Genomic DNA, 20372 nt, shown 5'->3' on the forward strand with positions numbered 1-20372 from the left:
AATCCAGCGTCGCCGCCTCCGCCGCGCGTGATCGAGCGGGCGATGGTGAAAATTTGCTCTATCGCGCCGGGATGCGCACCGTCGCCGTCATTCCGGGCCTGAGGACATGGCTCGGATCGGACGCCGCAATGCCGACGATCGCCTCAGCGCCGCTCGGCGAGGGCTCGATCTTCGTCACCTCGCCGGAAAACGCCCGCCCTGGAATCGCGTCCACGGTGAAGACCGCCGTGTCGCCCACCGAGATTCGGCCGCTTTCCGCGGAGCTGATCGTGGCGTCGACATGCGCCGAATCGGGAGCGACGACGAACAGCGGCGTCTGGGCTTTCGCCGAAACCTGGCGGCCCGGCTCGACGTTGCGCGCGTGGATCGTTCCCTCGATTGGAGAAACGATGCGCGTCTCGCCCACTTCGATCTTGGCCACTGCGAGCGCCGCCTGCGCCCGTTGAACATCGCTTTCGGCGCCGTCAACCTGCGTCTGCAGTCTCTCGACCGACCTTCGCAGCCGACCGACCGCCTTGCCGCGTGCGCCGGCCGCTTCCTTGCGCTGCAGAGCCGCGCGCGCCGCGCCGAGCTTTCTTTGATCTTTTTCGAGACGAGCCTCGGTCACGCGCAGTTCGTCAGCCTTCTTATCGACGGCCGCCTGACCGGGCTGCGGATTGATCTCGGCGCAGACCTGACCCGCATCGACATGCATGCCCTCATCGCATTGAACGGATGTAATGACGCCTGAGACGCGCGCCTCGAGCGCCTCCGGCGCGATCGGAGCGACGACGCCCTTTGCGCGCACGGCGTTCTCGGCCGCGAGAGTCTCGAGGTCCATCCGCCCCAATCCATGCCCGGGCATCACATTCTGATTGAGATGCGCCATGATCCACAAGGAGCCGCCAACCACGAGCGTGACGATCAACACGCCGAATGCGAGCGCGAGCGCATTATTGGTGTTGTCCGGCGCCGTGGTGAGGTGGAGAAAAAAAACGAGATGCACGCCGATTTGAGCGATCGCCAAGGCGACGAGCGCCATGACGATGCCGGGTCCCCAGATCAGATTCGTTCGAACAAGAACGAAGGACCCCACGGTGAGCGCCGCAGCGAGCACAAAGCCCGTCGCATAGGTCAGGAGGCCCTCGCGCAGACCGCCGCCTGGCGCATCCATGAATCCCGGTGCGACGTCCTCGGCGTTTCGTCCTTCGACTTCGCTCATCGCCCTTCTCCGATCAAATAGACGACCGTGAATATCGCAACCCAGATAATGTCGAGCACATGCCAGAAGAGGTTGAAGCAGACCAGCCTGTAGAGAATGGGTCCGAAGCCTTTGACGAAGAGCTGCGCCATCATCGTGCCGAGCCAGAGCAGGCCGATGCTGACATGAGCGCCATGCAGGCCGACGAGGGCGAAAAAGGACGAGAGAAAGGCGCTACGGTCCGGGCCCGCGCCGCTGGCGATCATGCCGTAGAATTCATGGGCCTCGAGGGACAGGAAGGCGAGGCCGAGCAGGCCGGTCGCGAGCAGCGCCGCCTGCGTCCAGAACAAATTGCGCGCATTCGTCGCCACCGCCGAGAGGCCGCAGGTGAAACTTGAAACAAGCAGACACCCGGTTTCGATCGCGACCTTTGACGGATCGAACAACTCCTGACCCGTCGGTCCATTGTCTGTCGCGGTCTGCAATACCGCATGCGCCGCGAAGAAGGCGGAGAACATCACGATGTCGCTGAGCAGGAAAATCCAGAAGCCGAAGGCGATGATGACGCGCTCGGATGCGGGTCCCGCGTCGCCATGGCCGGTCGCCAGGCCGTCGGCGCGGCCGAGTCTGTAAGGGTCGACAGGTCGGCCGTGCGCGGCCGTCGGCGCTTCGATCATCGTCATGCCGCCTCGCCCCTCTCGGAATGGCGCGCGAGCCACTCGGCGCGGCTCTTGCGGTGCGCGCGATCGATGCGCGCAGCTTCTTCCGCCGGAATTTTCTCCTCAGGGACGTCGCGCCATGCGTACCAGACAAACACCGCATAGGCGGCGACGAGGCCCAGGGCCGCCAGCCACCAGATCCGCCACACCATCGCAAACCCGGTGACAGTCGTGAAAAAACCCGTCACAAATCCGGTAGCGTTGTTTCTCGGGAGCTTGATCGATTCATAGCGCTCTTCGTTCTGTTGGCTCGCAATCGCGCGCTGCTTGATCTCCCAATAGGGCTCCTCGCCATATACGGTGGGCTGCACGGCGAAGTTGAATTTCGGCGGCGGCGACGGCGTGGCCCATTCCAGCGAGCGGCCGTTCCAAGGGTCGCCAGTCTCGTCCCGCAGTCGATCACGCTGACGGATACTGACGACGAGCTGGATAATTTGGCAAATCAAGGCGAGTCCGAAAAGCCCAATGCCGACCATCGCCGCGAGCATCCAGGGCCGCCACATCTCCATATCGTAGTGCTGCATGCGGCGCGGCATGCCAAGCAGGCCCGTGACATAGAGCGGAACAAAGACGGCGTAGAAAGCGGCGAGGGTGAGCCAGAAGGCGGCGACGCCCCAACCTTCCTGCAGGCGAAAGCCGAAAGCTTTCGGGAACCAGTAGGCGATGCCTGCAAAGGTGCCAAACACGACGCCGCCGATGATGGTGTTGTGGAAATGGGCGACAAGGAAAAGGCTGTTGTGCAGAAGAAAATCCGCGGGCGGAACCGCGAGGAGAACGCCCGTCATGCCGCCGATCACGAAGGTCACGAGGAAGCCGAGCGCCCACAGCATCGGCGTCTTGTAGTGAATGCGGCCGCCATACATGGTGAAGAGCCAGTTGAAGACTTTGACGCCGGTCACGACTGCGATCACGCTGGTGGCGATGCCGAACGCCGCATTGACGGTTCCGCCGGCTCCCATGGTGAAGAAATGATGCAGCCACACCAGAAAGGAGATGACACAAATTCCGAGAGTCGCGATCACCATCGACCGATAGCCGAACAATGGTCTGCTCGAGAAAGTCGAGATGACCTCGGAAAATATGCCGAAGGCGGGCAGCACGAGGATGTAGACCTCGGGATGTCCCCAAGCCCAAATCAGATTGATGAACATCATCATATTGCCGCCGCCCGCGGCGGTGAAGAAATGGAAGCCGAGATAGCGGTCGAGGGCAAGCATTGCGAGCGTCGCCGTCAGTATCGGGAAGGCGGCGACGATGAGCATATTGGATGCGAGCGCCGTCCAGCAATACATGGACATTCTCAGATAGCCCATGCCCGGAGCGCGCATCTTGAGGATCGTCGTGACGAAGTTGATTCCCGTCACAAGCGTGCCGACGCCGGAAATGAGCAGCGCCCACAGATAATAGTCGACGCCCACGTCGGGCGAGAACTCCAGTTCGGAGAGAGGCGGGTAGGGCAGCCATCCGGCGCGTGAGAACACGCCGACGACGAGAGAGATATTGACCAGCAGAGCGCCAGTGGCGGTGAGCCACAGGCTGGTTGAGTTCCATGTCGGAAAGGCCACATCCCGCATGCCGAGCTGCAAAGGGATGACGAAATTCATCAGACCGATCATCAGCGGCATGGCGCCAAAAAAGATCATGATCGTGCCGTGCGAGCTGAAGATCTGATCGAAATGCTCGGGCGGAAGGTAACCTTGCGCGCGGAACGCATAAGCCTGCTGCGAGCGCATCAGGATCGCGTCGGCGAATCCGCGCAGCATCATAACAAGGCCGAGCAGAATATACATGACGCCGATGCGCTTGTGATCGACGCTGGTGATCCATTCCTTCCAGAGATAGGGAAGATGACCAGCAAGCACGATCCATGCCGCGATCCCGATACAAATGACGATCACGACTCCGCCCGCAATCAGTGGGAGCGGCGAATTCCATGGGATCGCGTCCCATGACAGATTACCCCATAATTTCATTGCGCCGTCTCCGGGCAAGCAACAGTGGACGGTTCCTGCTCGCCCGTACTATTCGGCGTAGAGAATTTTCCTGTAACGATTTTGACGAACAGGGCAGGAACGACTGAGCGATAGACGAAAGGACGCACATCCTGGCTCGGGCGCAGAAGAGCGGCGTAGCCGGCGCGATCGAGATCGCAAGCGCTCTTTCGCGCATTCTCAACCCAGCGCTCGAAATCCTCGTTCGATTTTACCCGCACGTCGAAGCGCATTCCGGCGAAGCCATCGCCGCTGAATTGGGTCGAAAGGCCCCAGAGATCGCCTATGTGATCCGCTTTCAAATGGAGCTGCGTTGTCATCCGGGGCATCGCGGCGATCATGCCTCCCAGCTGCGGCACGAAGAACGAATTCATCACCGTAGCGGAGGTAATCGAGAAATGGACCGGCGCTTCGACCGGCAAAACGAGTTCATTAACGCTTGCGACAGCCTGTTCAGGATAGATGAAGAGCCATTTCCAATCGAGCGAAACGACTTGCACTTCAAGTTGCTTGCCGGCTGCGGCGATTGGCCGAAACGGATCGAGTCGGTGCGAGCCGATCCAGATCAATCCGCCAAGAAAGAGGATGATGAGCAGCGGGTAGCCCCAGTTGACCAGCTCCAAGCGTCCAGAGAACACCCAGTAGGGAAGATAGCGCGCCTTGCGATTGGATGCGCGGAACCACCATGCGAAGCCGAGCGTCGCCAGGAGGGTTGGCGCGACGATGATCAGCATGGTTCCGACTGAATTGAGGAGAATTTCACTCTCCTCGGCGGCGATCTGGCCCTTGGGATCGAGGACCCCGCCGGAGCAGCCCGCCAGCAGCAACATTGCAGCCTTCGGCGGAAGGGTCTTGATACTCTTTAAGCTCGCCGCGAAAGGGCGCCGCGCTGCATGGCTCGGCTGCATGTCAACAATCTTTCTCAGTTAAGCGATCTTTTTAGGTCGGCACATGAGAACGGCGTGACGTGAACTTCGCTGGTCATGGTGGGTCGGTCGACGAGCAACCCAAATGTAAAACCATTTTGCGAAGGATAAGTTTCTGCCGCAGAACAATCAAGACGAGAGTCCATACGGCCTAACATAAGCGCGCTACCGAACTCATGTCTGCGCCTCATCTGCATTGCTTTCGGGCGTAGCACGGCGAGGATGCGTGCGCGCTAAACATAGGATAGCCTCGCAGGCGTCGCACCCGCGGAATGCCTGGCGAGTAGGCAACCTGCCAAAGATCTGGGATGACCGAGGCGGGCTCGCGAGAGAGTCCGATTCCAAGTAGTCTTTCAACTGACGCGCAAACGGGATTCGCTCAACATCATCGACTGCAACAGCCATGGGGGGTCACATTATGAAGATCGACGACGTGCGAAAGACCGCCTTCGCCATGCCGCTCACGAGCCCCGCCTTTCCGCCCGGGCCCTATCGTTTCTTCAACCGCGAATTTCTGATCATCACCTATCGCACTGACCGCGAGGCGTTGGAGCGAGTCGTGCCGGAGCCGCTCGAAATTGACGAGCCAATCGTCAAATTCGAATTCATTAAAATGCCCGACTCGACCGGCTTCGGCGATTATTGCGAGTCGGGACAGGTCATTCCGGTACGTTTCAAGGGCGTCAAAGGCCAGTATACCCACGCGATGTTTTTGAACGACGGGCCGCCGATTTACGGCGGCCGCGAACTCTGGGGGTTTCCCAAAAAATTTGCGCAGCCGAAACTTCACGTCGTGCGCGATGCGCTTATCGGCTCGCTCGACTACGGGCCCGTGCGCGTCGCGAACGGCATAATGGGCTACAACCACACGAGCCTGGATCACAACGAGATCCTCGAGGCGTTGGCGACGCCCAACTATCTCCTAAAGATTATTCCACATGTTGATGGCTCGCCGCGCATTCTGGAGCTTGTCGATTATCGCCTCGAGGATGTCGTTTTGAAAAGCGCCTTTACGGGGCCGGCCTCGCTCGATCTACATCCGCACGCGCTGGCGCCCGTGGCGGATCTGCCTGTGCGCGAAATCCTTGGCGCCACGCACATCGTAGCCGATCTCACGCTCGGCCTCGGCAAGATCGTATTCGATTATCTCGCCTGAATGAGCCGAGCTCGAACTAGATTCATAATCGTTTGATCGTTCAAGGAGTTTGTCGGTTCAGATCGCGTTTGCAACTTTATGAAGTTGTGAATGGCGCGGATGAACGCCCGTTCGGCCCGAACGGCTTGTATGCCACGCCGCAGGAATCTTTGAAATCCTGACGCATTTTTATGTCCGAACAGAATGCCGACGAAGTTCTCGCTCCCGTCAAACGTCAGAAATCAAATCGGAGATTATGTAGCGATTTGTAAAATCAGATGACGACCGCCACGCTCAAGAGCGATAAAGGCGAGCGTCAATTCGTAACCCGGATGTTCAATGATGAAAAATCAGCCTGGGCTCGACAGGGAATATGACGAAACGATTCTCGTTCTCCAAGGAGGCGGATCGTTGGGCGCATATCAAGCGGGGGCCCTAGAAAGTCTCTCGCGCGCGGGGATCGAATTTGATTGGATCGTGGGGGTTTCGATCGGAGCAATCAACGCGTCGATCATAGCTGGCAACGCGCCCGAGAGTCGCGTAGACAAGCTGCGCTCCTTTTGGGAAAGCGTGACCGCGGATTTTCCGCCCGCGGCCTTAGCCTTTTCAGGCGCGAGCAGCGAAAGCCTTTATTCGTCGCTCAGCTCCTTACGCTGTTTCACATTCGGGGTTCCCGGATTTTTTTTGCCGCGCGTCGAGTTTCCGTTTGACGAACTTATCGGCGACGGCGACACCAGCTTCTATGACACGTCGCCATTACGAAAATTACTCGAACAGCATGTCGATTTCGACATCATCAATTCCGGCTCCGTGCGGTTTAGCCTTCGCTCTGTGAACGTTAAAACCGGGCAGGTGGTTTGTTTCGACAATCGTGAGACGCGCATCGGCCCTGATAATGTCATGGCGAGCGGCGCGCTGCCGCCTGGATTCCCGCCGATCAAAATCGGCTCCGATTATTACTGGGATGGCGGGATCGTCTCGAATACGCCGCTTTCCTATGTTCTCGACGCCGCCCGGCGCCCAAAATCATTGATCTTCGAAGTCGACCTTTTCAACTCTACAGGGAAAGAGCCGAGAACGATCAACGACGTTCTTGAGCGGCGAAAGGATATTATCTATTCGAGCCGTACGCGCACGAGCGTTGCGCATTTCAAAGAGATACATGAATTGCGGCGCGCCATCTTCCTGTTGCGGGACGTCATACCGCCTGAGATGGCGTCGACGCCGAAGATTTCACAGTTGCTGTCGCGGGGCGAGCAACGCATTTTCACCATCGTGCGTCTCGTCTATTCCGGCGCGGCCTTTGAAGGCGCGGCGAAGGACTGCGAATTCTCAAGGGTTTCGATGCAGCGTCACTGGGCGGCGGGGCGTGCGGCGGCGGACAGCGCCCTATGGTCGAAACAGTGGCGAACGCCGCCGAACGGGGCTTCGGGCGTGGCGCTCTTTGAACACGATGAACGTCTGAATGAATTCGTGCTCGCCGAGATGGATTGACAGGATAGGCGCATCCACCGGAGTTGCCCTCGCCCATACGAGTGAGCCAGTGTGAGGCAAATCGGCGCCGGCTTGCGGCGCATGTCACTCACCAGCCAAGTCGCGATACATCGAAAGATGGTCTGCGTCCTTTTACGTGCTTTGCATCGCCAAAGCGGAATTCAGCGCCGCAATAGCGCATGACAAAGAAAGCGAACTTAGTGTCTGAGGTCTCGGCCGAAGGATGTTGAAGGAGGCTGCCCCTATCGAGATGTGAGAACGTGGTCGGTGCCGAATCGTCCCGAGCATCGGGAAGCGGCAGCCATGACGTTTTTTGCCGGACTGGACATGTCATTGGAAGAAACAGCGATTTGCACCGTCGACGAGGACTGGGCAAATCCTCAAGGTGGCGCGCGCCGCCACCGAACCGGAAGCGCTCGATGCTCTTTTTCTCGCCCCTTTGTCGGGAGCCGCCTTGGCGCATCGCGATGCCGTCAGGAGGGGGCATCCACTCCATCAGACCCTAAGTTGGTGAATTGGTCGGCCCTCACGAGACCGGAACGAAGCAGGGGGTCAGGCGGCTTGCAGCAACCGTCAGCTACTGGTCATGAGTCCGGAGCTTAGGCAAGATGGGCGCCGCGGGAAAGGCAGCTGACCACACCGGTCCTTGAGCGAACGGACGACGACATGATTACCCCTCAACCGAATCTGGGCGCGCCAACTGCGAACAATGGACTCCTTTCTTTATTAGCGACGATGGCGAGTCTGCTGCGTCTTTCTCATCAACGCTCCGCATTGACCTCTCTTCTAATCGGTCTTGTTGGGGTGATCGGCGCGACTGCCTATGCACAGGTCAAGCTCAATGCCTGGAATCAGCCATTTTATGACGCGATCGAGCGAAAAGATTTGTTGACCTTCTTCAATCAGCTCGGCGTTTATGGGGTAATTGCCGGCTCCTTGCTGATCCTGAATGTCTCACAGACTTGGCTTAATCAGACGCTGAGAATGAAATTGCGAGAGGGCTTGACGCGTGATTTGTTCGAGCAATGGCTAATACCGAGGCGCGCGTTCCTCCTCGCCGGCGCCAGCGATCTTGGCGAAAACCCAGACCAACGCATCCATGAAGATGCCCATCATCTTGCGGAGCTTTCAACCGACCTCGGTGTGGGACTGTTCCAGGCCTCCCTCCTTATCGCGAGTTTTCTCGGGGTTTTGTGGAATCTTTCGACGGGCGTAACCTTCCATTTGGGCGATCGGAGTTTCGCCATTCCCGGCTATATGGTGTGGGCGGCCCTTCTTTATGCCGCCATCGCTTCTCTCGCGACGTGGCGTGTCGGCAGGCCGCTCATGGATCTAAATGCGGCGCGTTACGCGCGTGAGGCCGAACTTCGCGTCGCTTTGGTCCACACTGCTGCGCATTGCGAAGGCATTGCTGTTTACCGCGGCGAACGCGAAGAGCGGGCGCGCCTAAACGGCGAATTCGACCGTCTTCTCGCAGTCCTGAAGAAACTCGTCGCTGCGACGACCCGGCTAACTTGGATGACCGCGGGTTATGGCTGGTTCACGATCATCGCCCCCCTTATCGTCGCCTCTCCCGCTTACTTCGGCGGCGATCTTACCTTCGGCGGCATGCTCATGGCTGCTGGAGCCTTCACACAGGTCCAGACATCTCTACGATGGTTCGTCGATAACACTGGCCCAATCGCGGATTGGCGGGCGACACTGTTGCGCGTCGGCGCTTTTCGTTTGGCGCTGCTGCAAATGGACACGGTCGGAACAGGCGATGAGCGCATCAAGCTGTCGACGGTCGAGACCGGCGAGCTCATGCTCGAAGAGCTGAAATTACTGTCGCCAGCGGGCCGCATAATTTTGAGCGAGTCCCACCTAAAAGTTGCGCCGGGCGAGCGTGTCCTTGTGGTGGGCGGGGTCCGTTCGGGTAAAACAAGTCTATTTCGCGCCGTAGCTGGATTATGGCCCTGGGGCAGCGGCAAGATCGAGCTGCCGACGACGACAATGTTTCTGGCGAAACGGCCTTATATCCCCGAGGGATCGTTGCGCGAAGTTCTTGCCTATCCCTCGAGGCCAGACACCTTCTCCGATGCGGAATACCAAGCTGCGCTTGCTCGTCTAGGACTTTCTTATCTCTTTGAATCACTCGATCTCAGGTCGCATTGGGACAGGGATCTTACCGATCCCGAGCAGCAGGGCGTCGCCTTCGGTCGACTGCTGTTGCATCGGCCCGCTTGCGTCGTCGCCGATACGGCGATCGAGACGCTTCCCGTACCCTTGCGCACGGCCGTATTGGAGATTTTTGATCAGGAACTCGCCGGAGCAGCGCTTCTTTCGATCGGCAGCGAACGTGAAAAGAGCACATTTTATACGCAGGTCATCGAGCTCTCGTTGGAGCGTGGCGGTCAACATCTCAAGACGCCTGACCATCCAGGCCGACCGTCTTCGAATGTGTCATTGTCGAATGCGACAAAGGCAGCGGAATAGGGACGCGTCGAATTCTAATTGACGCTTGAGCGTTTCATCTTTTTGCCGAGTCTGGTCGATTGAACGAAGCCGCGGTCGCGTCGCCATTTGAGACGCAAGGCAAGTCGCTTCCATCTGCGCTCAAGCCGAAGGGACCGAAACAATAGCGACCCGCGATACGCAGCAAGAATGGCCGGACACCGAGGCAGAGGATGAACCAGGAGCTGAATGGACTTTTGGAGTGGACGAGGGAGCAGCATCGTTTCTGCGCAAAGGCGATGCTGCGCGCAGTCTCCGCGACGAGCTTGGTGAAGCGTCGGCTCGCTTTGGGGCAGACAATCCGCCCCGCGCGCGGATCGATCGTGGCCTCGCCTGAGATGGCGGCATATGACCCGAAGCCCGACTATTTCTTTCACTGGCTGCGCGACTCCGCGATCGCCGTCGACGCGCTGCGCGAAGCCATCGAAGACAAAACGCTCGAGCCCTCCGAAGGCCAGCATCTTGTCGACTTCGTCGCTTTTAGCCTGACGCTTTGCTCGCTGGACGGCCCAGCGTTCCTGCAGCGTGGCTGCTATCCCGAAACGGTCGAGACTTCCTTTCTTGAGCATCTGCGCGCGCGCGCGGAGATCGCCGAAATCACCGGCGACAAGACGTTGGGCGAAGCGCGCTACAATGCTGACGGAAGTCTCGACGTGCTAAAGTGGGGTCGGCCCCAAAATGACGGCCCTGCTTTGCGCGCGCTTGCGGTGATGCGCTTTTTCTCGCTCGACGCCTTCCGGGCGCGGGCGGGAGCACCCGCCCTGGCGCTCTTGCGCTATGATCTCGACTATACGCTTTCACACTGGCGGCTGCCCTGTTGCGATCTGTGGGAGGAAAGCATTGGCTTCCATTACCACACGCGTCTCGTCCAGCAGGCGGCGCTCGCCGCAGGCGCCACGTTCCTGGCCGCGCAGGGCGATACGGTGCGCGCGACAGCCTGCGCCGCCGCCGCAGGCGCGCTTCTCGCCGAGCTCGATCGGCATTTCGATCCCGAGGATGGCGTCTATCGCGGCCGTCTGACTGAGACGGACGCTGGGCGGGAGGCGCCGGCGCCACGGCGTCTCGACATCGCCGTCGTCCTTGCGACTGTCCACGCGGGTCGACGCGCGGGTCCGCATAGCGTCGTCGATCCCAAGACGCTCGCGACGCTGGCGGCGCTCGAGCGCTTGTTCGAGAAGGAATATCAAATAAACCGCACCCGCCCCGCCAATTGCGCGCCGGCGCTCGGCCGATATGCCGGCGACTGTTATTTTAGCGGGGGCGCCTATTACTTTTCGACGCTGGGCGCGGCGCAATTTTGCTTTCTTCTTGCGCAGGCCGCAGCCGAGGAAGAAGAAGTCGTCGTCGCCGAGGAAAGCCGCGCGTCGCTCGCCGCTCTTTTGCAAACGCCCGCTGCGTCTCTCTCGAACGGCGCGCTTGCGGCAAAGCTTCGTGAACGGCTGGCGGCGGCGGCGCTTCACCGGGGCGACATGTTCCTAGAGACGGTGCGCCGCTTTACGCCGGCGTCGCGTGAGCTGGCTGAACAATTCAGCCAATATGACGGGATGCCGACATCGGCCGACAATCTCACCTGGAGCTACGCCTGCTTTATCCTGGCCCATGCCGCGCGCCGACGCGCTGCTCGCGCGATCGACGCATGCAACGAAAGCTAACAAATTCTCAACGACAGGCGGTTTACGCCAGCCGTAATCCGGCTCCGCACCGCCTTTATCGGAATTTCAGCGGCGCCGAGGCGGTAGGGGTTGGCGCGACGCTCGAAGGGTAGATCGGCGCCGTTGAGGTTCACGCCGATCAGCCCGCAGCCGATGCGCGCGATCCTGTAGCTTACCTCGAAGGGACGGCCGAAGAGCGCGACCTCAATCCGCAAGCCATCCAAGCTTGGTGGGATCGCCGGGTCGAGGACGAGCGCCGACTTTTCCTGGGTCAGTCCGAGCAAGCAGCAGAGGATCAAGCGGACGGCGACGCCTGGGCCGCTGGAATAGATCCGCCAGCCGCCCTCGGTCGGAACCGTCCCGAGCATGACGCCTCCGTACTGATCGCGAGCTTCGTAGCGGTCGTCAAAAGCGGCGTCGGAGCTGGTGAAGTAGCAATTCGCCTGACGCAGCGCCGCCGAGGGGATGAGACTGCGCACGCCGATCGGATTCGCTTGGCAAAGCGCGCGAAAGAACCCCTCCGCGTCGCCGTAACGCCACAACGCTTCCGCGTAGCGCAAATGAGCGTGCGTATACATCAGGCCGATTTCGCGGCCAAAGAACGCGGCGCTCTCCGCCCGCCGGAAATATTTTTGAAGCCCGCCACGATATTCCATCGGCCGATCGAACAGTCTGGCGCCGTCTGGCGCCGTCAGATGCCGCTCGATCAGCGCAAGATGCTTGCGCGCCTGCTCGGGCGTGAACAGGCCGTTGATAATCGCGTGGATCATGGGAATCAGGCGGTAGGAAACGCCCGTCGCCGCATCGCGCGGATGCAGTAGATACGCGACATCATCCGTACCATGGAAAAAGGCGAGGCCTGCAAGCACGCCGTCGACGATCAAGAGGCGCTGAAAGTCCTTTCGCACGCATTCGGCCTGGCTACGCAGACTCTCCGCCTCAATGATCAAGCCCAATTGCTGATATGCGCCAGCGAGCGCGACAAAAGTCTGGTGGTGTAGCGTCACCGTCCAGGAGCTGCAGAGATTTTCGCGCTTGCTCGCGTCGGCAGGCTGCAGTGAGTCGTTCCAGTCGCCGTGACCATAGGCGGCGAGATCGGTCCCGCAAATAACGCGGCGTTCGATGAGAGTCAGCGCCCGCTCGACATGGCGCTCTATCGTCGTCCGTTCGCTCGCCGCGTCTTCTTCGCCAAAGAAAGGCGCCTCCTCGTCGAGAATCGACCGATCTCCGGAAGCGCAGAGATATTTGGCGAGCGCCAGCAGCGGCCAGAACACGATGTCGCCGTGGGAATACTCAGCGCGGCCGCATCTGTCCCGCTCGAAGATTCCGAACCATTGCGGCCAATCGCCGTCCGGGTTCTGTTGGCGAAAGAGGCGCAGCAGAAGGTCGCGCAACGGCTCGAAGCGGCCAAGCGCCAGGAGCATCTCGACAGGTCCCTGGGCGACATCGCGGGCGCCCCAGCCGCCGCCGGAAAATTGTTCGAGGCCACGCGGCGCGAGGTAATGGACGAGCGCGTTTTGCGCAAACCAGGGCAGGATTTCGCCGAGCCGAGCCGCGTCCTTGGCCAGAGGGCCGTCGGTGGGCGCGAGGATGCGGAGCCCCAGCGACATGCCTCGCCAATAGCGATCGGTTTCCATGGCTGCAGCCGGCTCGGGCGCCAACAGGCGTCCCTGGATACGAAAGCAGATCGAGCTTGCGGGCGCGACAATGAGGCACAGGAACGGCTCGCGCCTTGAGACGCCGTCAGGAAAGAGCGCTTCATCTCCAGCGACTCTCTCTAGGGACGCGCCAGGCAACAGATCGATACGGAAGCCGCCATGGGGAAAGCGTCTTCCGACCTCGCTGTCCGCGTTCGGTCGAACAAAAACGCCTTCGCCGTCCCGCTCATAGCGCGCCGCCGCCGCGTCGACGCCGTCATCGCCGTCGAGGGCGATGCGGTTCGACAGGAGTAGGCGCAGCGGCGCTCCGGAGAGAACGTCGATGGAAAGACGCAACTCGTGGGTCTCGGTGAGCGCACGGCTCTCGACCCGGATCAGTCCCGTCTGGTGCTTGTAATGCCAGCGGCAGGCTTCCGGCGTCATTTCGAAGGCCGAGGGCTCGTCGAGCAAGCGCCATCCGTCGCCGGCGTCAACGAACAACCGCTGGCCATGCGAGCGGAACAGGCCGAGATAGCTGCGGGTTGTGGACAGAAACCGATTAACGCTTGCATGACCCTGGGTCAGCATCGAATTGAACACGCCCGACATCCAGACGGTCGAGGTCATCGCCGCCTCGTCGGGAATGAGACCGCCGCCGGTGCGCAGGATATGTCCATGGGGCCGCAGCACAGCGCGTTCTTTCGCCTTGAGCGCGACATGGCTGCGCTCGCCGGTAAAGAAGGAGAGAAGGCGGCCGTCCTCGCGCTCCGCTTCCCGCAAGTTATCGCCGAATAGATTGACAATCTCGGCTTCACTCAGCTCGATCGCGTCGAGAAGAGGCGCGGAGCAGAACAGGCTCGGCGGGGCCGAAGCGTCTTGTCCGCTAGCGTAGCGAGGGCAGTCGGATTTCGCTTCGGGCAGCGCCAGCGCCAGCTCGACGAAAGCCAAATCCGCGGGCGACGTCGCCGCCGGATGATCCCGTTCCAACCAGCCAAAGAAGCCGCACTCCGCTCGTTCTCCTTTCGCGAGCGAGATCGGCGCGTCCTGGATGGCGGCAAGAGAATGCTCGTGCTGTAGACGTTTGCCGGCTAGCCCCTGCGTCAGGGCCGCAGGCGCGCCCCCAGCGCGCGTCGAGAGACCGTAAACCTGCAAAGCGTCAGTGGCGAAGCTGACGCCACGCCGCAGAGAGCCGATCACGCACCACGGGTTGCGTCCGCCGACATGCTGGTTCTGGCGGGAGGCGACGACCACGCCCCGCTCCGGGTGAAACAGAGGCGAATGATCGACATATTGGCTGACATAGTATTCGTTCGACCGTGCTGCGCCGTAATCGGCCAGCGCCAAGTCCTGCACATAGATGAGATCCAAGGTTTGGGAGGTTTCGCCGCGATTTTCCAGCGTCAGACGCCAGAACCATGAGGCGGCGGATGAGGAAAGAAGCAGAGTCAGCGAAAAGCTGATATCCCGCCATTCGCCCACAAGGTTCATGCTGCGATTGTCGAAGCGCGCCGTCTTGCGGCTCAGCGGCGCGAGAAAGCCGATCGCCTCGCCCTGACCGTCCAGTCGCCGCAGGTAAATGTTGGCCGGTCCGCCCTCGATCTCATCTCCGAGGAACAGATTGAGCAAGACTCCTTGGTGAGACATGCGCCGGATCGAGCCGTTGGCATTTGCTTTAACGGTCAATCCGGATTCGCTCTCCAAGCGGCGGCGATCCATGGTCGGCGGGCTGTCTTCCATGCGGGCGGCGACCCTTCGTTGTGCGACGTGGCGCCGGCGCGCAACTGAACTCGCGCACTCTCGCCGAGCCTGAGCCTCGTCCCGACGGCCCAAAGAACCAACTATATACCGAAGCCTCGGCGTAATCGCCGAAGTCCGCAACCTTCCAAAGGAGAGCCATGACCGTCCCACGGAAAGCGATGTGGAAGGCGAGCGCCAGCAGCGATGTTCCTCGTCATGCGATCGACGATCGCTACGCCACGATTTGGGTCTCAGATCTCTCGGAAAAGCCCTGGCTCGAGATCGATCTCGGCGTCGTCGCCACGCTCGGCGGATTGGAAATCTACTGGGGTCATCGGTCGGCGCGCCAATATGTGTTCGCGGGCTCGCCGGACGGCGAAGCCTGGACGCGTCTTTGCGCCACCCGACACGGCGAGGGCGGACAGGAGGTTTTCGGCTTCCCGCCGGCACAGGCCCGCTTCGTGCGCTGGAGCTGCGAAAACCCTGAGCGCCGGCCAGGTCCAGAGATCGTGGAAATCAACCTCTATGGGCCCGCAGACGCGGTTTCGACACTGGAGGAGGGCCGGATCGCGGCGCTCGGCCATGCGCCGGTCAGGCTCGCGGCGGGCGAAAGCATCACCGTCGATCTCGGCTATGTCCGATCGGTGGCGGGGACGCTGGTGGAATGGGGAGAAACATACGGAACGGATTTCTCGGCCTATCTCTCCGATGACGGCCAAGAGTTTCGCGAACTCGGCCGCATCTCGACCGGAGAAGGCCAGAGCGACAGCTTCTGGTGGCCTTACTCGGCCAGCCGCTACATTCGCCTGACCGTGCATGCGGCGAGCGCGCCCGACGGCGCCGTCGTCAATGAACTCAAACTCCGCATCCTCGACAGGGATCGGATGCCGATCGGCCAATTGGAGCGGGCGGCGCGCGCGGGACGCGGCGATCTCTACCCGCAATCGCTGCTCGGACGCCAAGTCTATTGGACCGTGCTGGGAGAGTTCGAATACACGGAAGAAGCCCTTTTCGACGAATACGGCAATCTCGAACCGCGACGCGGATCGGCCCAAATCATGCCCCTGCTGCGCGTGGGGGCAAAACTCATCGGCGCTCCCGCGAGCGAACAAATTCGCTGCTCTCTTGAAAGCGGAACGCTGCCGATCCCGAGCGTCGTTTGGTCTGCGCAGGACATGGAGGTTCGGGCGACCGCCCTCGCCCATGCCGGCCAGGCGCTGGTCGAGTATCGCATCGTCAACCACGGCGGCGCGCATCGCGATGGCGCGCTCGTGCTGGCGGTGCGGCCGGTTCAGATCAATCCCTATTGGCAGCATGGCGGCCACACGCTTATCGACGCCATTTGCGTCGAGCGCCGGGAGGTGCGGATCAACGATCGTGTCCATGCCGCCTTTTCGCGCGACCCCGACGTCATAACCGTGGCCGACTTCGACAATGGCGACGTCGTAAGGCACATCGAAAACGGCGCGAGGGCGACGGACCGGAGCCTGCGTTCGGAGTCAGGCCTTCTCAGCGCCGCCTTAGAGTTCGCTTTTTCTCTGGCGCCCGACGCAAGCGACGCCATCCTTGTCGCCGCGCCGCTTCAGGATGGCGTCGCGCCCGACGCCAGCGTGGCGTTCTCCGCCATCCGCAAAAGCGTCGCCGATGGCTGGAGAAGAAGGATAGGCCCCAGAAGAATCGTGGTCGGCGATAAGGAGATTACCGAGACGGTCGAAGCGCAAACCACGCTGATCCTCGTGAATGCGACGCGATTCGCTTTCAAGCCCGGTCCGAGAAATTATGACCGCGTATGGATACGCGACGGCTCCGCCCAAGCCCTCGCCTTGCTCTGGGCTGGATTGATCGATGAAGCCAAAGCCTTCGTCCTCTGGTACTCGAAACGAATTTGCGCGAACGGCTTGGTTCCGCCCATCCTCGATGAGGACGGCGCGCTCAACCATGGTTATGGCAGCGGAATCGAGTTCGACGCCCAGGGCGAGTTCGTCGGCATCGCGGCGGAGGCATATCGGATATCGAAGGATCGCGCCTTCCTCGCCGCCATTATCGAACCCGTGGTCCGAGCGACCTTTTTCATCGAAGAGCTTTGCGCTCGAACCAATGCGCTGCATGGGCCAGAATCCCGATTTCATGGGCTCTTGCCCCGCTCCATCAGTCATGAGGGCTATGGCGAGCCCACTTATAGCTATTGGGACGATTTCTTCGCCTTGAGCGCCTGGCGCAATTGCGAATATCTGGCGAACGAAGCTGGCGAGAGGAAGACTGCGGCGCGCGCCAAGGCAAGGGGACAGGAGTTCGCCGCAAATCTCGCCTGCTCTCTTCGCATGACTGCGGCGTTCCTGGGCAAAGGCCTCATCGCAGGCTCGGCCGACCGTGGCGACATTGATCCGACGTCCACCTCGATTGCCTTCGAGCCCTGCCGCGTCGAGGATGTGCTTCCTCACGAGCTCCTGCGAGCGACCTACGACCTCAGCGCCGCTCGCATCAAATCAATCAGCGCGCCGGATTTCGAAGGCGGCTTCGTGCCCTACGCCATCCGCAACCTCAACGCCTTCGTGTCGCTGGGCCGATTCGAAGACGCTTTTCGTCTGCTCGCCCTCGTACTCGATTGCCGGAGGCCAAGAAATTGGCGACATTGGGCGGAAGTCGTGTGGAGCCCGCCTCGGTCGCCGCAATATATCGGCGATATGCCGCACACCTGGGTTGGGGCCGAGTTCGTTGCCGCCGTTCGAAGGATGTTGGTTCGGGAAAACGGCGCCACTCTCGAACTATTCCGCGCCGTTCCTGATCACTGGTGGGAGGGAGAGGGCATAAGGCTGGAAAAGCTACCAACAACTTTCGGCTTCCTTGATCTCCGAGCTAGCCGGGTGAATTCCGCCGTGACAGTCGAACTGGCCTTGACGGGACCGTCGCCAGACCGCGTGACGCTACGCTATCCCGCGGCTCGGCGCGCTGTGGCGGATGGGAGGCTGTGCGACATCGACGGCGATGTGATCTCTTCTGCGTATTTCCGCAGGCTGGTTATCGACTATTGAACACATTCACTGGAGCGCGCCTCCGCAGAGGTCGGGGGCTTACTCCAAAAGGCGCCCGCGACGCCTTTAGATCGAGAAGGGCGGCGCGTCTCCCCGAAATGTTCTCGATAGGATCCGCCACGCCATTCTATCGCCGGTCAACGCCAAATCGCCGTCATCGCAGCAGTCAGCGGCGAGTTCAGCAACTTTTCGCCACTCGTCGGTGGTCGGCGCGAGCCATATCTCCTCTGGGGTCCGGTCATTCGTGGAGAGCGAAAGAATCGCATGCACAACCACGAGGTTGGTCCGGGGATGTTCAGCCCACCACGCGGATGATGCAAATCGGAGAGTGGCTTTTTCATTCATCACCCTTGCTCCTTCGCTTGGCGAATTCGCTTGGCGCTCTGCCGCGACGCCGGGCGTGTTCACGAAATGGGCGTTGCTGCCGATGAAAGCAATTTCTTTTGGACCTTATTTCGTCTCGAAGTTGAAGCTGAACCTATTCTTGCCTCCATCAACGGGTCGGAATGTTTCGCCTTCGAAGGCCGGCCGAGGCGTCATATTCGCTCAGTTCTTCTCGCGTTTCAGCTTGTATTTTCGCCCATATGCGCTAAATATTAAATATCGAGTTTCGGCCGAATGATCTTGCTTCCGCTCCCTTGGCGCGTCGGCTTCTGACTTCCTCTCCAGAACTTCGATCCCCAAGCGCCACGCAATCTTGCGTGGCGCAGACAGCTGTTCTCGAAAGGACATGTCATGCAGACCGGTATCGTAAAATGGTTCAACGCCCAAAAAGGCTTTGGCTTCATCCAGCCGGAATCCGGCGGCCCGGACGTATTCGTCCACATCAGCGCGGTTGAGCGCGCGGGACTTATGGGTCTCGCGGAAGGCCAGAAGCTCAGCTACGAAATCGCCATCGATCGTCGTAGCGGAAAGTCTTCGGCCGATCAGCTGCAAGTCGCAGCCTAACCATTCGTCCCGGCCCCCGGCGTTCTGCAATGCGGCACGCCAGGGGCCGGGGAAGTTCCTTTTAGGAGGAACAAGACTCTTCAAGAGTCCGCGCAGGATTGCGCAGCAGTGGACGTTGAGCGCGCGGCCCATTCATACGAGGGGCGGACATGGCTAAAGGCCAACAACGCAGTAATCGCGAAGCGAAAAAGCCCAAGAAGGATAAACCCCGCGACGGGGGTGCGGCGGCAGTCGTCAAGGATTCGTCCTGGCTGACCGTTGAAAAGCTCCAGGCGCGCGAAGCCGAAGCGAAGCGACGGCGGTAAGTCGAGCGCATGGCAGGCTCCAGCGCCTGAATGCGCTCATGACGATCACTCGAGGAGCGCCTCCACATGACCAATGACAACGACACGATCCGAAGCTTTCGGCGTCCGGCGCAAAGGCTTACCGCCTCTCCCTCGCATAAATTCGCGATTGGGGTTCGCGTGATCCAAAAATTCGGGGCTGCGACGGGGACGGATTCGTTCAGCGTCACGCGCCATCTGCCGGACGCCGGCGCCGGCCTGCAATACCGAATGAAGAGAGAACGCGATGGGCAGGAGAGGGTCGCCGTAGAATCCGCTCTCGAACTCGTCGCGCGGGAAGACTTCATGCAATAGTTTCTGGAGGGGTCGATGGACGCGAAGCAATATCGAACGGAAGCCGCCCTCTTTTTTTCCAAGGCTGCCAATTGGAATTCGAAGTCCCTCAATTTTCGGCGCTTCGCGCACGCCTCGGAGGCCATACGCTTCGCCGTAGAGGAGCTTACGCCAAAAGCGCTCGCCGGCTGTTCCCTCGAAGTCGATGAACAGCACTTTTTCGGCCGCGAGATTCGGCCGCTTTACGACAGCAAAGATTACCCGTTGCGCCGCCGCCGGTCGATAACAAGTCCCGCCTGAGGCGCAGACGCGGATTAAAGATCCCGCTAGAGCGCGGCGTCGCGCAAAGCGCGCAGCGCTCGTGGGCGACCCTCTTTAAGCTGCTTCAGAGTCCTTAGCGCCTTACGGCAGTATGCCCCGGTGGAGAGAGGCGCCCTATCTGTCCTTGCGAGCGCGATCAGGCGGAAGGCCTGAGCGTAAGCGAGGATCAGAACAATGGCCAAGACACCGAAGATGGCCAAGCCATACGCCAAAACATTCGCCAAGACGGACGCAAAGACCTCTGACGACATCAGCGGCGCGACGGCTCCGCTTGCCTTTGCCGGAATCGGCTCCGCACTGGCCGCAGGTTTGGGCGTTGCTGCGGCAGGACTTTCCGTTGCATTCATATGCGCCATCGCCGGCGCGATCGGCGGCGCGATCCTCGGCGTGTGGGTCAACCGCCGCTGAGGCAATTTCCTGCTGAAGGCGCAGAGAAGCCAGGCGACGATCGGTCCTCGTGAGGGCCGCGTGCGAAGGCGCACATTCGCAC

Annotated in this window: 15 protein-coding genes; 8 read left to right on the plus strand and 7 right to left on the minus strand. The window is 60.6% G+C overall.

Translation table 11 applies throughout. The features are described from left to right. Positions 1-58: 58 nt before the first annotated feature. The 4 genes from cyoD to cyoA are packed head-to-tail and all read right to left on the minus strand — an operon-like array spanning position 59 to position 4720. Positions 59-1201: a cytochrome o ubiquinol oxidase subunit IV gene (gene cyoD, locus ACR65T_RS06215; RefSeq protein WP_434495663.1), complete on the minus strand. Its 1143-nt coding sequence runs from the start codon at positions 1199-1201 to the stop codon at positions 59-61. Next, positions 1198-1863, minus strand: coding sequence for a cytochrome c oxidase subunit 3 (locus ACR65T_RS06220; protein WP_434495664.1), 666 nt, complete (start codon positions 1861-1863; stop codon positions 1198-1200). Before ACR65T_RS06220 ends, cyoD begins: the two co-directional genes overlap by 4 nt. Continuing rightward, entirely contained in the window at positions 1860-3872 is a 2013-nt protein-coding gene (locus ACR65T_RS06225) for a cbb3-type cytochrome c oxidase subunit I (RefSeq protein WP_434495665.1), read from the minus strand. Before ACR65T_RS06225 ends, ACR65T_RS06220 begins: the two co-directional genes overlap by 4 nt. Further along, positions 3869-4720: a ubiquinol oxidase subunit II gene (gene cyoA, locus ACR65T_RS06230; protein WP_434495666.1), complete on the minus strand. Its 852-nt coding sequence runs from the start codon at positions 4718-4720 to the stop codon at positions 3869-3871. The genes ACR65T_RS06225 and cyoA overlap by 4 nt, the downstream gene beginning before the upstream one ends. A 514-nt stretch (positions 4721-5234) precedes the next feature. On the opposite strand from cyoA, the gene ACR65T_RS06235 reads away from it, so the two are divergent. From ACR65T_RS06235 to ACR65T_RS06250, 4 genes are all read left to right on the plus strand, one after another. Beyond that, entirely contained in the window at positions 5235-5972 is a 738-nt protein-coding gene (locus ACR65T_RS06235; RefSeq protein WP_434495667.1) for an acetoacetate decarboxylase, read from the plus strand. A 321-nt stretch (positions 5973-6293) separates the two neighbouring features. Next, complete coding sequence (locus tag ACR65T_RS06240) at positions 6294-7445, plus strand: patatin-like phospholipase family protein (protein ID WP_434495727.1); 1152 nt, start codon at positions 6294-6296, stop codon at positions 7443-7445. A gap of 666 nt (positions 7446-8111) precedes the next feature. After that, positions 8112-9920, plus strand: coding sequence for an ABC transporter ATP-binding protein/permease (locus ACR65T_RS06245; protein WP_434495668.1), 1809 nt, complete (start codon positions 8112-8114; stop codon positions 9918-9920). Between the two features lie 191 nt (positions 9921-10111). Then, positions 10112-11590 (plus strand): glycoside hydrolase family 15 protein, encoded by a 1479-nt coding sequence (locus tag ACR65T_RS06250; RefSeq protein WP_434495669.1) that lies wholly within the window; start codon positions 10112-10114, stop codon positions 11588-11590. On the opposite strand, the gene ACR65T_RS06255 is transcribed toward ACR65T_RS06250, so the two are convergent. Beyond that, positions 11587-14964: a GH36-type glycosyl hydrolase domain-containing protein gene (locus ACR65T_RS06255; protein WP_434495670.1), complete on the minus strand. Its 3378-nt coding sequence runs from the start codon at positions 14962-14964 to the stop codon at positions 11587-11589. The two genes, ACR65T_RS06250 and ACR65T_RS06255, sit on opposite strands and share 4 nt — an antisense overlap. Positions 14965-15122: 158 nt before the next feature. Here ACR65T_RS06255 and ACR65T_RS06260 point away from each other — a divergent pair, with 158 nt between their 5' ends. Then, a complete protein-coding gene (locus ACR65T_RS06260; protein WP_434495671.1) occupies positions 15123-17996 on the plus strand; it encodes a discoidin domain-containing protein in 2874 nt (957 codons plus the stop codon). A gap of 66 nt (positions 17997-18062) precedes the next feature. On the opposite strand, the gene ACR65T_RS06265 is transcribed toward ACR65T_RS06260, so the two are convergent. Further along, positions 18063-18341 carry a hypothetical protein gene (locus tag ACR65T_RS06265; protein WP_434495672.1) on the minus strand — a complete coding sequence of 93 codons (279 nt, stop codon included), beginning with the start codon at positions 18339-18341 and terminating at the stop codon, positions 18063-18065. Between the two features lie 390 nt (positions 18342-18731). Between ACR65T_RS06265 and ACR65T_RS06270 the strand changes: the two genes are divergently transcribed. Then, positions 18732-18944 (plus strand): cold-shock protein, encoded by a 213-nt coding sequence (locus tag ACR65T_RS06270; RefSeq protein WP_018408066.1) that lies wholly within the window; start codon positions 18732-18734, stop codon positions 18942-18944. Positions 18945-19093: 149 nt separating this feature from the next. Beyond that, a complete protein-coding gene (locus ACR65T_RS06275; RefSeq protein WP_434495673.1) occupies positions 19094-19249 on the plus strand; it encodes a hypothetical protein in 156 nt (51 codons plus the stop codon). A 45-nt stretch (positions 19250-19294) separates the two neighbouring features. Here the strand turns inward: ACR65T_RS06275 and ACR65T_RS06280 are convergent, their stop codons facing one another. Next, a complete protein-coding gene (locus ACR65T_RS06280) occupies positions 19295-19777 on the minus strand; it encodes a hypothetical protein (protein ID WP_434495674.1) in 483 nt (160 codons plus the stop codon). 279 nt (positions 19778-20056) lie between these two features. On the opposite strand from ACR65T_RS06280, the gene ACR65T_RS06285 reads away from it, so the two are divergent. Next, entirely contained in the window at positions 20057-20290 is a 234-nt protein-coding gene (locus ACR65T_RS06285; protein ID WP_434495675.1) for a hypothetical protein, read from the plus strand. Positions 20291-20372: the final 82 nt, after the last annotated feature.

The sequence above is a fragment of the Methylocystis sp. genome, from assembly GCF_051061285.1.
Taxonomy (GTDB): Bacteria; Pseudomonadota; Alphaproteobacteria; order Rhizobiales; family Beijerinckiaceae; genus Methylocystis.

Bases quoted from the DNA above. Each gene is read 5' to 3' on its own strand.
- ACR65T_RS06235 (WP_434495667.1), top strand. From the start codon at position 5,235: ATGAAGATCGACGACGTGCGAAAGACCGCCTTCGCCATGCCGCTCACG.
- ACR65T_RS06270 (WP_018408066.1), top strand. From the start codon at position 18,732: ATGCAGACCGGTATCGTAAAATGGTTCAACGCCCAAAAAGGCTTTGGC.
- ACR65T_RS06260 (WP_434495671.1), top strand. From the start codon at position 15,123: ATGACCGTCCCACGGAAAGCGATGTGGAAGGCGAGCGCCAGCAGCGAT.
- ACR65T_RS06265 (WP_434495672.1), bottom strand. From the start codon at position 18,341: ATGAATGAAAAAGCCACTCTCCGATTTGCATCATCCGCGTGGTGGGCT.
- ACR65T_RS06275 (WP_434495673.1), top strand. From the start codon at position 19,094: ATGGCTAAAGGCCAACAACGCAGTAATCGCGAAGCGAAAAAGCCCAAG.
- ACR65T_RS06285 (WP_434495675.1), top strand. From the start codon at position 20,057: ATGGCCAAGACACCGAAGATGGCCAAGCCATACGCCAAAACATTCGCC.
- ACR65T_RS06255 (WP_434495670.1), bottom strand. From the start codon at position 14,964: ATGGAAGACAGCCCGCCGACCATGGATCGCCGCCGCTTGGAGAGCGAA.
- ACR65T_RS06220 (WP_434495664.1), bottom strand. From the start codon at position 1,863: ATGACGATGATCGAAGCGCCGACGGCCGCGCACGGCCGACCTGTCGAC.
- cyoA (WP_434495666.1), bottom strand. From the start codon at position 4,720: ATGTTGCTGCTGGCGGGCTGCTCCGGCGGGGTCCTCGATCCCAAGGGC.
- ACR65T_RS06245 (WP_434495668.1), top strand. From the start codon at position 8,112: ATGATTACCCCTCAACCGAATCTGGGCGCGCCAACTGCGAACAATGGA.
- ACR65T_RS06225 (WP_434495665.1), bottom strand. From the start codon at position 3,872: ATGAAATTATGGGGTAATCTGTCATGGGACGCGATCCCATGGAATTCG.
- cyoD (WP_434495663.1), bottom strand. From the start codon at position 1,201: ATGAGCGAAGTCGAAGGACGAAACGCCGAGGACGTCGCACCGGGATTC.
- ACR65T_RS06240 (WP_434495727.1), top strand. From the start codon at position 6,294: ATGAAAAATCAGCCTGGGCTCGACAGGGAATATGACGAAACGATTCTC.
- ACR65T_RS06250 (WP_434495669.1), top strand. From the start codon at position 10,112: ATGAACCAGGAGCTGAATGGACTTTTGGAGTGGACGAGGGAGCAGCAT.